Consider the following 13,364-nt stretch of genomic DNA (forward strand, 5'->3'; position numbering starts at 1 on the left):
CTCCTGGAGAATTGCCGGATCAGGCCGGTTCGACCTCGTCACGCCGATGCGCCCACTGGTACAGCGCCGGCAACACCAACAAGGTCAGCGCCGTCGACGACAGGATGCCGCCGATCACCACCGTCGCCAGCGGCCGCTGCACCTCGGCGCCGGTGCCGGTGGCCAGGGCCATCGGAATGAAGCCCAGGGACGCCACCAACGCGGTCATCAACACCGGTCGCAGGCGCGTCAGCGCGCCCTCCTCGACGGCCGCGCGCAGGCCACGGCCTTCCTCGCGCAAATTGCGGATGAAGGCGATCATCACCAGGCCATTGAGCACCGCCACCCCGGACAGGGCGATAAAGCCCACGCCCGCCGAGATCGACAGCGGAATATCACGCAGCCACAGCGCCAGTACGCCACCGGTCAGGGCGAAGGGAATACCGGTGAACACCAGCAACCCGTCCTTGAGGTTGTTGAACATCATCAGCAACAAGGCCATCACCAGCAGCAGCGACACCGGCACCACCACCCGCAGACGCTCGGCGGCCGACTGCAACTGCTCGAACTGGCCGCCCCAACGGGTCCAGTAGCCCGGCGGGATCGGTACCTGGTCAATCAGCGCCTGCGAGGCCTGCTCGACGAACGAGCCCAGGTCACGCCCGCGCACGTTGGCGCTGACCACCACCACGCGCTTGCCGTCCTCGCGGCTGACCTGGTTCGGGCCCAGTTGCAGGTTCAAGGTGGCCACCTGCGACAGCGGGATGAAACCGATCTGCGCGGCGCCGTTGCTGGCATTGGCCGGCACCGGGATGAGCAAGCTGGACAAGCCATCGACATCGGTGCGCAGCGTTTCCGACAAGCGCACCACCATATCGAAACGGCGATCGCCCTCGTACAGGGTGCCAGCAGTGCGCCCGCCCACGGCGATGGCGATGGCGTCCTGCACGTCGCCCACGTTCAGGCCATGGCGCGCGGCCTTGTCACGGTCGATATCGATGGTCAGCACCGGCAGGCCGGTGGTCTGCTCGACCTTCACCTCCGATGCCCCCGGCACCTGCTGCAGGCTGGCGGCGATCTGTGCGGCGGTTCGATTGAGCACGTCCATGTCGTCGCCGAACACTTTCACCGCGACATCGCTGCGTACCCCGGAAATCAACTCGTTGAAGCGCAACTGGATCGGCTGCGACAGCTCGTAGTTGCTGCCCGGCACGCTGGCCGCGGCCTTTTGCACCTCGGCGATCAAGTCATCGCGAGACTTGCTTGGGTCCTGCCACTGCTCGCGCGGCTTGAGCATCACATAGGCGTCGGAAATGTTCGGCGGCATTGGGTCGGAGGCGATCTCGGCGGTGCCGGTGCGCGCGAACACCCGCTCGACTTCCGGTACCTGGGCGATGATGGTCCGCTCCAGCCGCTGCTGCATGTCCACCGACTGCGACAGGCTGGTGCCCGGCACGCGCAACGCCTGCAAGGCAAAATCACCCTCGCTGAGGCTGGGGATGAACTCGCTGCCCATGCGGCTGGCCAGCACCCCCGACAGCACCACCACGGTGGCCGCGGCGGCGAACGCCAGGTTGCGTCGGCCCAGTACCCAGTCCAGCACCGGTGCGTAGCGACGACGCGCGGTGCGCATGACCACGCCCTCCTCCTCCTTGACCTTGCCGGTGACGAACAGGGCAATGGCGGCCGGGACGAAGGTCACCGAAAGGATCATCGCCCCCAGCAGCGCCATCACCACGGTGAAGGCCATGGGGTGGAACATCTTGCCTTCGACCCCGGTCAGGGCAAAGATCGGCAGGTACACCACCATGATGATCAGTTGCCCGTAGATCAGCGGTCGACGAGCCTCGCGGGCGGCGGCGAACACCTCGTGGAAACGCTCGGAGCGGGTGAGCATGCGGCCGTGGTGCTGCTGGGCATGAGCCAGGCGGCGAATGGCGTTCTCGACGATCACCACCGCGCCGTCGACGATGATGCCGAAGTCCAACGCCCCCAGGCTCATCAAGTTGGCACTGACCTTGTTGCTGAACATACCGGTAAAAGTGAACAGCATCGACAGCGGGATGACCATGGCGGTGATCAGCGCGGCGCGGATGTTGCCCAGGAACAGGAACAGCACGGCAATCACCAGGATCGCGCCTTCGATGAGGTTTTTCTTCACCGTGGCGATGGCTTTCTCGACCAGGTTGGTGCGGTCGTACACGGTAATCGCCACCACGCCCTTGGGCAGGCTGCGGTTGATCTCCTCGAGCTTGGCCGCCACCGCCTGGGACACCGTGCGGCTGTTTTCGCCAATCAGCATGAACACCGTGCCCAGCACCACTTCGCGGCCGTTCTCGGTAGCCGCGCCCGAGCGCAGCTCCTGGCCCAGGCCAACCTGGGCCACGTGGCTGACACGTATCGGCGTGCCGTCGACACTGGAAATGACGATGTTGGCGATGTCCTCGGCCGAGGCCACCTGCCCCGGGGCGCGGATCAGCAACTGCTCGCCGTTGCGCTCGATATAGCCGGCGCCGACGTTGGCGTTGTTGCGCTCCAGCGCCGCGATCAGGTCATTGAGGGTCAGCTTGTAGGCCGCCAGGCGCTTGGGGTCCGGGGCGATCAGGTACTGCTTGGCATGGCCGCCGATGCTGTTGACCTCGGCCACCCCGGGCACATTGCGCAGTTGCGGCTTGATGATCCAGTCCTGGATCACCCGCAGGTCGGTGGCGGTATAGGGCGTGCCGTCGTCCTTGAGCGCGCCGTCCTTGGCTTCGACCGTCCACAGGAAAATCTCGCCCAGGCCCGTGGAGATCGGCCCCATGGCCGCCTCGATGCCCTCGGGCAGTTGCTCGCGGGCCACCTGCAGGCGCTCGTTGACCAGCTGGCGGGCAAAGAAGATGTCGGTGCCGTCGTCGAAGATCACCGTCACCTGCGACAACCCCGAGCGCGACAGCGAACGGGTCTGTTTCAGGCCCGGCAGGCCGGCCATGGCGGTCTCGATGGCGAAGGTGATGCGCTGCTCGGTCTCCAGGGGCGAGTAGCCGGGCGCGGCGGTGTTGATCTGCACCTGCACGTTGGTGATGTCGGGCACGGCGTCGATGGGCAGTTTCTGGTAGCTGTGGATGCCCACGGCGGCCATCAGCACCACCGCGAGCATCACCACCAGGCGCTGCTCGATGGCGAACTGGATCAGGCGTTCGAACATGAAGGATGTCCCCGGTCAGTGGCTGTGTTCGGCCGAGCCTTTGCCCAGCTCAGACTTGAGGACGAAGCTGCCGGCGGCGGCAACCACGGTGCCGGCGGCTAGCCCTTCGCGAATCTCCACCTGGTCGCCATCACGGCGTCCGGGCTTGACCGGACGGGCCTCGAAGCCCTCCTCGGTGCGGGCGAACACCACGGTCTGCTCCTCCCAGCTCTGCAGGGCGCTTTGCGGCACCACCACGGCGGCGTCGAAGCGTTCGACGGTAACCGCAATATTGACGAACAGGCCCGGGCGCCAGGCGCCGTTGGGGTTGTTCAGGGTGGCGCGCACGGTCGCCGCACGGTTTTGCTCGCCGAGCAGGCTGCCGACGTAATTCACCTTGCCCTCCACCTCGGCACCCAGGTCCGGCGCGCTGACGGTGACGCCACGGCCACTGACCACCTTGTCGAGATCGCGCGGGGCCACGGCGAAAGTGGCCCAGACCCGGCTCAGGTCGGACAGGGTAAAGGCGTTGCTGGCCTCGTCCACCACCTCGCCCACGGTCAGGTGCTTCTCCACCACCACCGCGTCGAACGGCGCGCGCAGCTCGTAGCGGTTGCCCCGGCCGGCGGGGGCGACGGCGGCGACTTTCTGCCCGGCGTTGGTGGCGGCAATCTCGGCCTCCTGCAAGGCCTGGCGCGCTTGCAGATAATCCTGCTCGGCGCTGATACGCTCCTGCCACAGTTGCTTTTCGCGGGTAAAGGTCAGGCGCGCCAGTTCCAGGCGACGCTGGGCGGCTTGCTGCTCACTGCGCAGTTCGGAGATCTGCTGACTGGCGATCACCGCCAGCACCTGGCCACGCTTGACCGCCTGGCCGAGTTCGGCGTGCACCGACTCGACCACGCCTGGCACGCGGGGCACCACGTGGGCGGTGCGGTCCTCGTCGAAGCGGATCTCGCCGGGGAAGCTGATGGCGGTGCCCAGGGTCTGCGGGCCGGCGGTGCTCAGTTGCACTCCGGCGGCCTGGATCTGCTCGGCGCTGAGGTGCAGCTGGCCCTCTTCCTCGCCATGGTTTTCGCCCTCTTCTTCGGAGCCGCCATGGCCGTGTCCGTCGTCCTTGCCTTCGGCATGGCCGTGATCGTCCTGCTGGGCCTGGCCACTGGCGGCCTGGCCGAGGTTGCCGGTCCAGGCCAGGCCGCCAAGGCCGAGGGCGGCAATGGCGGCGGCGAGGATGGCGAGTTTGCGTGGGTTGGTCATTGTTGCTCCTGGTTCCAGGCTGAGGCGTTACCTCGTGGGGCCGCTGTGCGGCCCATCGCGACACAAGGCCGCTCCACGAGGTTTTGTATTGATCGTCAGTTCCGCGCGTTCCCTGTAGGAGCGGCCTTGTGTCGCGATGGGCTGCGCAGCAGCCCCCTTTCACAGCGCACCCGAGAGCTCGCCATAGATTCGCTCCACCTGCGCCCGCGCATCCGTGGCTGAAGCCAGTGCGTCCAGATACAGCCCCCGCGCCTCGATCAGCGTGCGCTGCGCATCGAGCACATCGAGAAAGGCGAACTTGCCCATCTCGAAGCCACGGGTGGCGGTGTCCACCGCCTGCTGCGCCGAGGGCAGGATGGTGCGGTCGTAGGCCTGCACCTCGCCCATGGCCGTGGCCCACTGGTCAAGCGCGCTGCGGGTGTCGCTGCGCAAGCGCAGCTCGACGGCATTGCGCAGGTCGCGGGCCTGATCGGCGCGGCGCGTGGCTGCCAGCACGTTGCCCTGGTTGCGGTCGAACAACGGCAAGGGCATCGACAGCCCCACCACGTTGACCCGCTCGCGGTCCTCGCGGCTGTACTGGCTGCCGAGACTCACCGTCAGGTCGGGAATGCGCTTGGCCTTCTCCGAACCGACGCTGGCCTCGCCACGCGCGATCTGCGCCGCGGCCAGGCGCCAGTCGGCGGTCTGCTCGACCTTGGCCAGCAGCACGTCGGCACGTGGTGCCGGGCCGGGCGACAGGCTGGCGTCGTCGAGGTGGTCGAAGCCGGTTTCGGCGCTGCCGGTCAGGCGCGCCAAGGCTTGCCAGGCCACGCTACGTTCGCTGCGGGCACGCCGCTCGGCAGCCTGGGCCTGGGCCAGTTGCACCTGGGCGCGGGTGGCCTCCACTGGCGAGGACTGGCCGGCCTTGACCCGCCCTTCCACCACCCGCAGGCCACGTTCGGTCAGGGCCTGGGACTGTTGCGCCAGTTCCAGCGCGGTCTGCGCGCGCAGCGCGGCATGAAAAGCCTGGATCACATCGGCGCGCAGGCCGTTGCGCTGTCGCTCCAGCTCCAGGCTGGCCACCGCCTGGCCAGCCTCGGCGACCTCGATGCGCGCGCCGCGCTTGCCGCCCAGTTCGAGGGCCTGGCTGAGGGTCACGGTGGTGGTGCTGGTGTTGCGCCGGGTGTCCTCGACCTCCCAGGACAGCTCCGGATTGGGCATCAGCCCGGCCTGGCGGCGCTCGCCTTCAGCGATGCCGATTTCACGGCCCACGGCGGCCAGCTCGGGGTTTTGCGCGAACGCGGCGCTGAGCGCCTGATCCAGGCTCAGGCTCTGGGCACTGGCCGGGCCGGCCAGGAGCAGGCAGAGCCAGGCGATCTTGCGGGGAATGGGCACGGCGGAAGTCCTCGTCGACAAGCGGCGGAATGCTTTGGCGTGGGACTTTAGGGAGCGCTGGTTATCGGGGCGGTGGCATGAACATTACAATTCTGTAATCGACACCGCGCCCCCGTTGTAGGAGACAGCCTTGCCGGCTCCTGCAACGGGCGATTATCGCCCGGTTCATCAGGTTGGCAATTGACGAAACTAACCAGATAGTACATATATTTACGGCATCCAAAAACAACAAAGCGATGCCCGCCATGACACCCCGAATCCTCGTGCTCAACGGCCCCAACCTGAACCTGTTGGGCGCCCGCGAACCTACTCAATACGGCCACGAAACCCTCGCCGACCTGGCCTGCCTGTGCGCCAACAGCGCCCGCGAGCTGGGCCTCGAGCTGGAGTTCCGCCAGACCAACCACGAAGGCGAACTGCTCGACTGGATCCACGCCGCCCGTGGCCGCTGCCATGGCATCGTCATCAACCCCGCCGCCTGGACCCACACCTCGGTAGCCATCCGCGACGCCTTGGTCGCCGCTGAATTGCCTGTGATCGAAGTGCACCTGTCCAACGTGCACAAGCGCGAGCCGTTCCGGCATGTGTCGTTCGTCTCGAGCATCGCCACCGGGGTGATCTGTGGCCTCGGCAGCCAGGGCTACGCCATGGCCCTGGGCTACTTCAGCCGGACCTTGCAGGAGCAAGCCGCATGAGCACCCAAGGTATCCTCGCCGGCCTAATCGGCCGTGGCATCCAGGCCTCGCGCACACCGGCATTGCACGAGCACGAGGGCGACGCCCAGGCCCTGCGCTACCTGTACCGGCTGATCGATGCCGACCAACTGGGGCTGGCCGACACTGCCCTGGCGCAGTTGCTCGATGCCGCGCAACGCACCGGCTTCACTGGGCTGAACATTACCTTCCCGTTCAAACAGGCAATCCTGCCACTGCTCGATGAACTCTCGGACGAGGCGCGGGGCATTGGCGCGGTGAATACCGTGGTACTGCGCGACGGCAAACGCGTCGGGCACAACACTGATTGCCTGGGCTTCGCCGAAGGCTTTCGCCGGGGCCTGCCGGATGTGGCGAAACGCCTGGTCGTGCAACTGGGCGCGGGCGGCGCCGGCGCGGCGGTGGCCCATGCCCTGCTTGGCGAGGGGGTCGAGCAATTGGTGGTGTTCGAGGTGGACCTTGCCCGTGGCCAGGGGTTGGTCGACAACCTCTGCCAGCGCTTCGGCAATGGCCGGGCCCGGCTTGGCGACGACCTGGCTGGCACGCTGGCGGCGGCCGATGGCCTGGTCAACACCACGCCGGTGGGCATGGCCAAGCTGCCGGGCACGCCACTGCCGCCCGCATTGCTGCATGGCGGGCTATGGGTGGCGGAAATCATCTATTTCCCGTTGCAAACCGAGCTGCTGCGGTGTGCCCGGGCCTTGGGTTGCCGCACGCTCGATGGCGGCAGCATGGCCGTGTTCCAGGCGGTCAAGGCGTTCGAGCTGTTCAGTGGCCGGGCGGCCGATGCCGAACGCATGCAGGCGCATTTTGCCTGCTTGGGATAAGGCCGCGTGATGGCTGGCACCGGCTGTGCCGGTGTTCGCGGCTGAAGCCGCTCCCACAGGGATCGCGCTAGCTTTAGCAGTTGAGCAAGACAGTTACTCCCACAGTGCCAGTGATCAGGCCTTGATGTAACGCATCACTGCCTCGCAGATCATCTGCTTGTGGCGGTGCTTGACCTGCTCATCGGCCAGGTCGATCTGGAAGATATCGCCGAAGGTATGGCGGTTGGACACCCGGTAGAAGCAGAACGAACTCATCAACATGTGCAGGTCGATGACCTCGATGCCCGGGCGGAACACCCCCTCCTCCACCCCACGCGCCAGGATCCGTCCCAGGGCCTGGAGCACCAGGCTGCTCATCTCGCGAATCGCCGGTGATTGCTTGACGTACTCACCGTAGTGAATGTTCTCGGTACAGACGATACGCACGAAATCGACGTTGTGGTCATGGTGGTCGAAGGTGAACTCCACCAGCCGCTGGATCGCCTGCTCGGCCGGCAGCGACTCGAGATCCAGGCTGTGTTCGGTCTTGCGGATATCGCCGTAGAGCTTGACCAGGCACTCGACGTACAGCTGCTCCTTGCTGCCGAAGTAGTAGTAGATCATGCGCTTGGAAGTGGCGGTGCGCTCGGCGATGGCATCGACCCGGGCTCCGGCCAGGCCCTGCTGGACGAACTCGGTGATGGCGGCCTGGAGAATATTCTCGCGGGTCTTTTCCGGGTTGTTCTTGCGCGATTTGCGCAGCCCTTCGACTTCAGGCTTGGCTACCGAATCACTCATACCGACTCACAGGCTCGTTTGGGGAATCCGGGGGATTATCCGTGAGCCGTGCGGTGCAGGGAAGCACAGCGGTAGCTGTGGCAGCGGCTTCAGCCGCGAACACCGGCGTGGCCGGTGCCAAGCACCGCGTCCCCACTTCCACAGAAGTTAAGGCAAACGCTTCACAACACTGGCTTGCGCCCCCCACCGGCGCGCCGTTTGGCCATCGCCGCCAAGCGTACGGCGACGTTGGCCGCGCCATACCCGGCGTAGCCGCCCCTGCGCTGGAGAATCTCGAAGAAAAAACGCTCCTCGAACGCTTCGGTGTATACGTGGAACAACTCGCCGCCTTGGGCATCGCGGTCGTACAGTACGTTGTAGTAGGCCAGTTCGCTGAGGAACTCGTCATCGAAGTCGAAGCGCGCCGCCAGGTCGTCGTAGTAGTTCAACGGGATCTCCAGCAACGGCACGCCGGCATCCTTGGCCCGGGCCACCTCGCGGAAGATGTCGTCGCACTCGAAGGCGATATGGTGCACGCCCGAACCCCGGTAGCTGGACAAGGCATGGGCGATGGCGGTGTTGCGGTTCTCGGAAATGTTCAGCGGCATGCGCACGCTGGCGCAAGGGCTGCGCAGCGCGCGGCTCTTGACCAGGCCATAAGGGTCGGGCAGCACCACTTCATCATCGGCGCCGAAGTCGAACAAGCTCTTGTAGAACAGCACCCAGCTGTCCAGTGCCTCGGCCGGCAGCGCCAGGGCCATATGGTCGATACGCCGCAGACCACCGCTGGCCCGGGCTTGAGCGCTCAGGTGGAAGTCGCTGTGGTAGATGCTCTGGCCCGTATCATCCGTTTGCACCAGGTACAGCAGGCTGCCATCCGGCGCACGAACCGCCGGGATCTCACGCTCATTGGGGCCGACCAGCCCGCGAAATGGCTGGCCCCGGTAGGCCGTGGCACGCTGCAGTGCCGCCTGGTCGTCACTGACCCGCAACGCAGTGGCGCACAGCGATGGCCCGTGAGCCTCGAAAAAATTGTGCGCGAACGAATAAGGCTCGGCATTGAGCACGATATTGATATCGCCCTGGCGCAACAGACTCACCGCTTTGCTGCGGTGCGTGCCGGCGGCGACGAAACCAAGGCGCTCGAGCCAGCTCGCCAACCGCGCGCCGACGGCCTCATCGACAGCGAACTCGAGAAACTCCACACCCGCATAGCGGCTGGCCGCTGGCGGCGCGAACAATGTGTCCACCGCCTGCGCCTCGTGCGCCAGTCGCAACCGGGTCTTTTCCTCCAGGTACAACAGTGAACGCAGACCGTCGGCGGCGTTCTGCCGGGGCGGCGCGGCACGGAACCCATCGTTGAAGATTTCCAGCGACAACGGGCCACGATAGCCAGTGGCGAGAATCGGCGCCAGGAAGCCCGCCAAGTCCAGTTCGCCCTGCCCTGGGAAACAGCGAAAATGCCGGCTCCACTCCAGCACGTCCATGACCAGGATCGGTGCATCGGCCATCTGCACGAAGAAGATCTTCTCGCCAGGGATGTCGCGGATGGCACCCGGATCGCCCTTGAGCGACAAGGTATGGAAGCTGTCGAGGATTACCCCCAGCGCCGGGTGATCGGCCTGGCGCACCAGGTTCCACGCCTGCTGGTAGGTATTGATGTGACGCCCCCAGGCCAGCGCCTCGTAGCCGATGCGCAGGCCTCGGTCGCCGGCATGTTCGGCGAGCAGCCGCAGATCCTCCACCAACAGTTGCTCGTCACCCAGCGCATCGGGTTGGACGTTGCTGCACACCAATACCAGGTCGGTGCCCAGTTCCTGCATCAGGTCGAACTTGCGCTCGGCGCGATCCAGCTGTTTGTGCAAGCGCTCGCGCGGGCAGCCTTCGAAGTCGCGAAATGGCTGGAACAGGGTGATGGCAATGCCAAGATCGGCGCAACGCTGGCGGATCTCACGGGGGCTGCCGGCGTAGTACAGCAGGTCGTTCTCGAAGATTTCGACGCCGTCGAAGCCCGCGGCGGCGATGGCCTCGAGCTTTTCGGGCAGGGTACCGCTCAAGGACACGGTGGCGATCGAACGCTGCATGGGCAATTCCTTGTTGTTGTGGGCTGGTGTTGGCTGCAGCGGCCCTTTTGCGAGCAAGCCCGCTCCCACAGGTAGTGTTGATTGTTGTGGGCAGCGGATTGACCACGAATGGGCCGTGCCCGACAGGTGCTGTCTGGCACAATCGATTATTCGCAGGTAGAGTCGCCCCGGCAATGAACTTTGTACGGAACAGTTAGTTTCTGTTCGATTACCGCACAAAACCCTTTTTACTGAATTGCGCCACCTACCCCGCTGAACAACCATGAACACCAGCAGCAGGTTACCTCCGGCCATCCGGCGGGACCTGCGCTGCAACGCCCAGCGTCACCACATAATAAATTCAAGAAAACGGGTACCGATCTATGCACACCTTGCTCGCCCTGCGATCCGCGACGCCTCGTTCGTCTTCTCCCCATAGCCCCCGTTCGTGCCCCCGGCACTGACCCTGCGGCCCCTGACAAGAACAACGGAGACAACATGGCCCACTCAAGCTCCCAAGCTCGCAAAGCCACTGCCAGCGGCTGGATCGGCTCTGCCCTGGAGTACTACGACTTCTTCATCTATGCCCAGGCCGCGGCGCTGATCTTCCCGCAGATTTTCTTCCCCTCCAGCGACCCGAAGATGGCCATCATCGCCTCGCTGGCCACCTACGGCGTCGGCTACCTGGCGCGCCCTGTCGGGGCCTTCGTGCTCGGCCACTGGGGCGATACCCGCGGGCGCAAGAACGTGCTGCTGCTGTGCATGTTCCTGATGGGCCTTTCCACCATGGCGGTGGGCCTGCTGCCCACCTACCACGACATCGGCCTGCTGGCTCCGGCGCTGCTGGTAGTGCTGCGATTGATCCAGGGTTTCGCCGTTGCCGGCGAGATATCCGGGGCCAGTTCGATGATCATGGAGCACGCGCCGTTCGGGCGCCGTGGCTACTACGCCAGCTACACCCTGCAAGGCGTGCAGGCCGGCCAGGTGATGGCAGCGGCGGTGTTCCTGCCATTGGCCTACTTCATGCCCAGCGAGGCGTTCAATGAGTGGGGCTGGCGGATTCCGTTCCTGATGAGTGCGGTGGTGCTGATCGCCGGCTTCATCATCCGCAAGGAAGTCCACGAAACGCCGGCGTTCGTCCAGGAAGAACAGCAGGCCAAGGTGGCCAAGTCGCCGATCAGCGAGGCGTTTCGCCATAGCTGGCGGCACATGGTGCTGGTGATGTTCATGGCGCTGATGAACGTGATCCCGGTGGTCGCCACCATCTTTGGCGCCGCCTACGCCGTACAGCCGGCCTATGGCATCGGCTTCGACAAGAGCGTGTACCTGTGGATTCCGGTGGTGGGCAATATCGTCGCGGTGCTGGTGATCCCCTTCGTCGGTAGCCTCTCGGACAAGATCGGCCGGCGCCCGACCATGATCGCCGGCTGCCTGGGCTCGGGCCTGCTGGCGTTCGTCTACCTGTATGCGATCAGCATCCAGCACGTGCCGCTGGCCTTCGCCGCCTCGATCGTCATGTGGGGCATGGTCTACCAGGGCTACAACGCCGTATTCCCCAGCTTCTACCCGGAGCTGTTCCACACCCGCTATCGCGTCTCGGCCATGGCCATTGCACAGAACATCGGCACCATGATCACCGCCATGCTGCCGGCACTGTTCGCCATGGTGGCGCCGCCGGGGTCGGAAAATATCCCGCTGGTGGTCGGTGGGCTGGCGCTGCTGATTACTTGCGTGTGTGCCTTGGCTGCGTATCTTGCCCCCGAAACCCACCGCCTGGCGATGGAAGACCTGGGCAATCCCCACGCACGACCAGTGACGCAGGACGCCTCGCAAGCCAGCTGCAAAGACAGCCAGAAAGCGTTCGGGCATTGACACGAGCATCACTCGACCCTTGTAGGAGCCGGCCTTGCTGGCGAACCTGGCGATACGCTGGATGGCACCGGCGCGGCCGGTGTTCACCGGCAAGGCCTGCTGCTAGCGGATCGCAGAGGTCTTCTGAAGCTATTCAGGAAAACATTTAATGATATAAGATAACATTTCAATTATTCCTTCCCCGCGACGCTTTCCGATGACCAGCACCTCCCTCGCACCCAACCAACGCCTGCAAAGCATCGACGCCCTGCGCGGCCTGGTGATCCTGTTCATGCTCCTGGACCACGTGCGCGAAACCTTCTTCCTGCACCGCCAGGTCAGCGACCCGATGACCGTCGACGCCACCGACCCCAGTCTGTTTGCCAGTCGCACCCTGGCGCACCTCTGCGCGCCAGTGTTCGTGCTGCTTACCGGGCTGTCGGCCTGGTTGTACGGGGAAAAACACCGGGGTCGCGGCGAGGTCTCGGCCTTCCTGTTCAAGCGTGGCCTGTTCCTGGTGGTGCTGGAGTTCACCCTGGTCAATTTCGCCTGGACTTTCCAGTTTCCCCCCAGCGTGATCTACCTGCAGGTGATCTGGGCCATCGGCCTGAGCATGATCGCCCTGTCGCTGCTGGTGTGGTTGCCACGCCCGCTGCTGATCACCCTGGGCGTGCTGATCGTCGCCGGGCACAACCTGCTCGACGACCTGCATTTCGGGCCGGCATCGGTGCTGCATGTGCCGTGGGCGATCCTGCATGATCGTGGCTGGCTGGAACTCGTCGACGGGCTGCGCCTGCGCACCTCTTATCCGCTGTTGCCATGGATCGGCGTGATTGCCCTGGGTTACGGCCTGGGGCCTTGGTTCGCCGGCGGCAGCCAGGCTACCGAGCGCCAACGACACCTGCTGCTGGCCGGGGCCTTGGCCTTGCTGGGTTTCGTCGCGCTGCGCCTGCTCAACGGTTATGGCGAGGCGCCCTGGAGCCCCTACCCCAGCGTCACCCAGACTCTGATGAGTTTCTTCAATATCACCAAGTACCCGCCCTCGCTGCTGTTCCTGGCCCTGACCCTCGGTGTTGGCTTGCTGTTGCTGCGCGGCTTCGAACGTGCCGGCAACACCCGCTGGATCACCCTCCTGGCCGTGTTCGGCGCGGCGCCCATGTTCTTCTACCTGCTGCACCTGTATGTGCTCAAGCTACTGTACCTGGCCAGTGTCGCCCTGTTCGGCCACAACCAGGGCGACTATTTCGGCTTCGACCACATCGCGGCGGTATGGCTGGTCGCCGTGCTGCTGGCTGTTGCGCTGTACTTGCCGGTACGCGGGTTCGCCCGCCTGAAGGCGCGCCGCCGCGACCTGGCCTGGCTCAAGTACCTGTAAAAGCGT

9 protein-coding genes are annotated in these 13,364 nt (G+C 65.2%); 4 read left to right on the top strand and 5 right to left on the bottom strand.

The window, feature by feature from the left end:
* Window positions 1-19: 19 nt before the first annotated feature.
* The 3 genes from HU772_RS12915 to HU772_RS12925 all read right to left on the bottom strand — a co-directional run bounded on the left by HU772_RS12915 (window position 20) and on the right by HU772_RS12925 (window position 5,773).
* The gene (locus tag HU772_RS12915; protein ID WP_186659442.1) at window positions 20-3,166 is read right to left on the bottom strand and encodes a CusA/CzcA family heavy metal efflux RND transporter; all 3,147 of its coding nucleotides are present in this window, start codon (window positions 3,164-3,166) and stop codon (window positions 20-22) included.
* Window positions 3,167-3,181: 15 nt separating this feature from the next.
* Window positions 3,182-4,399 carry an efflux RND transporter periplasmic adaptor subunit gene (locus tag HU772_RS12920; RefSeq protein WP_186659444.1) on the bottom strand — a complete coding sequence of 406 codons (1,218 nt, stop codon included), beginning with the start codon at window positions 4,397-4,399 and terminating at the stop codon, window positions 3,182-3,184.
* A 159-nt stretch (window positions 4,400-4,558) separates the two neighbouring features.
* Complete coding sequence (locus HU772_RS12925) at window positions 4,559-5,773, bottom strand: TolC family protein (RefSeq protein ID WP_186659445.1); 1,215 nt, start codon at window positions 5,771-5,773, stop codon at window positions 4,559-4,561.
* Window positions 5,774-6,018: 245 nt separating this feature from the next.
* Here HU772_RS12925 and aroQ point away from each other — a divergent pair, with 245 nt between their 5' ends.
* Both aroQ and HU772_RS12935 read left to right on the top strand, forming a co-directional pair.
* Window positions 6,019-6,468 carry a type II 3-dehydroquinate dehydratase gene (gene aroQ, locus HU772_RS12930; protein ID WP_186659446.1) on the top strand — a complete coding sequence of 150 codons (450 nt, stop codon included), beginning with the start codon at window positions 6,019-6,021 and terminating at the stop codon, window positions 6,466-6,468.
* A complete protein-coding gene (locus HU772_RS12935; protein ID WP_186659447.1) occupies window positions 6,465-7,313 on the top strand; it encodes a shikimate dehydrogenase in 849 nt (282 codons plus the stop codon). Before aroQ ends, HU772_RS12935 begins: the two co-directional genes overlap by 4 nt.
* A 114-nt stretch (window positions 7,314-7,427) precedes the next feature.
* On the opposite strand, the gene HU772_RS12940 is transcribed toward HU772_RS12935, so the two are convergent.
* Window positions 7,428-8,090: a TetR/AcrR family transcriptional regulator gene (locus HU772_RS12940; RefSeq protein ID WP_186659448.1), complete on the bottom strand. Its 663-nt coding sequence runs from the start codon at window positions 8,088-8,090 to the stop codon at window positions 7,428-7,430.
* Between the two features lie 161 nt (window positions 8,091-8,251).
* Window positions 8,252-10,153, bottom strand: a complete 1,902-nt coding sequence (gene quiC / locus HU772_RS12945; protein WP_186659449.1) for a 3-dehydroshikimate dehydratase QuiC — start codon at window positions 10,151-10,153, stop codon at window positions 8,252-8,254.
* A gap of 477 nt (window positions 10,154-10,630) precedes the next feature.
* Here quiC and HU772_RS12950 point away from each other — a divergent pair, with 477 nt between their 5' ends.
* Both HU772_RS12950 and HU772_RS12955 read left to right on the top strand, forming a co-directional pair.
* Window positions 10,631-12,004, top strand: a complete 1,374-nt coding sequence (locus tag HU772_RS12950) for an MFS transporter (protein WP_186659450.1) — start codon at window positions 10,631-10,633, stop codon at window positions 12,002-12,004.
* Window positions 12,005-12,200: 196 nt separating this feature from the next.
* The gene (locus HU772_RS12955) at window positions 12,201-13,358 is read left to right on the top strand and encodes an acetyltransferase domain-containing protein (RefSeq protein WP_186659452.1); all 1,158 of its coding nucleotides are present in this window, start codon (window positions 12,201-12,203) and stop codon (window positions 13,356-13,358) included.
* The last annotated feature ends 6 nt before the right edge of the window (window positions 13,359-13,364 follow it).

The sequence above is a fragment of the Pseudomonas xantholysinigenes genome, from assembly GCF_014268885.2.
GTDB classification, from domain to species: domain Bacteria; phylum Pseudomonadota; class Gammaproteobacteria; order Pseudomonadales; family Pseudomonadaceae; genus Aquipseudomonas; species Aquipseudomonas xantholysinigenes.

Excerpts from the sequence above, each read along its gene's own strand:
- HU772_RS12915 (WP_186659442.1), bottom strand. The coding sequence starts at position 3,166 with ATGTTCGAACGCCTGATCCAGTTCGCCATCGAGCAGCGCCTGGTGGTG.
- HU772_RS12920 (WP_186659444.1), bottom strand. The coding sequence starts at position 4,399 with ATGACCAACCCACGCAAACTCGCCATCCTCGCCGCCGCCATTGCCGCC.
- aroQ (WP_186659446.1), top strand. The coding sequence starts at position 6,019 with ATGACACCCCGAATCCTCGTGCTCAACGGCCCCAACCTGAACCTGTTG.
- HU772_RS12935 (WP_186659447.1), top strand. The coding sequence starts at position 6,465 with ATGAGCACCCAAGGTATCCTCGCCGGCCTAATCGGCCGTGGCATCCAG.
- HU772_RS12940 (WP_186659448.1), bottom strand. The coding sequence starts at position 8,090 with ATGAGTGATTCGGTAGCCAAGCCTGAAGTCGAAGGGCTGCGCAAATCG.
- quiC (WP_186659449.1), bottom strand. The coding sequence starts at position 10,153 with ATGCAGCGTTCGATCGCCACCGTGTCCTTGAGCGGTACCCTGCCCGAA.
- HU772_RS12950 (WP_186659450.1), top strand. The coding sequence starts at position 10,631 with ATGGCCCACTCAAGCTCCCAAGCTCGCAAAGCCACTGCCAGCGGCTGG.
- HU772_RS12955 (WP_186659452.1), top strand. The coding sequence starts at position 12,201 with ATGACCAGCACCTCCCTCGCACCCAACCAACGCCTGCAAAGCATCGAC.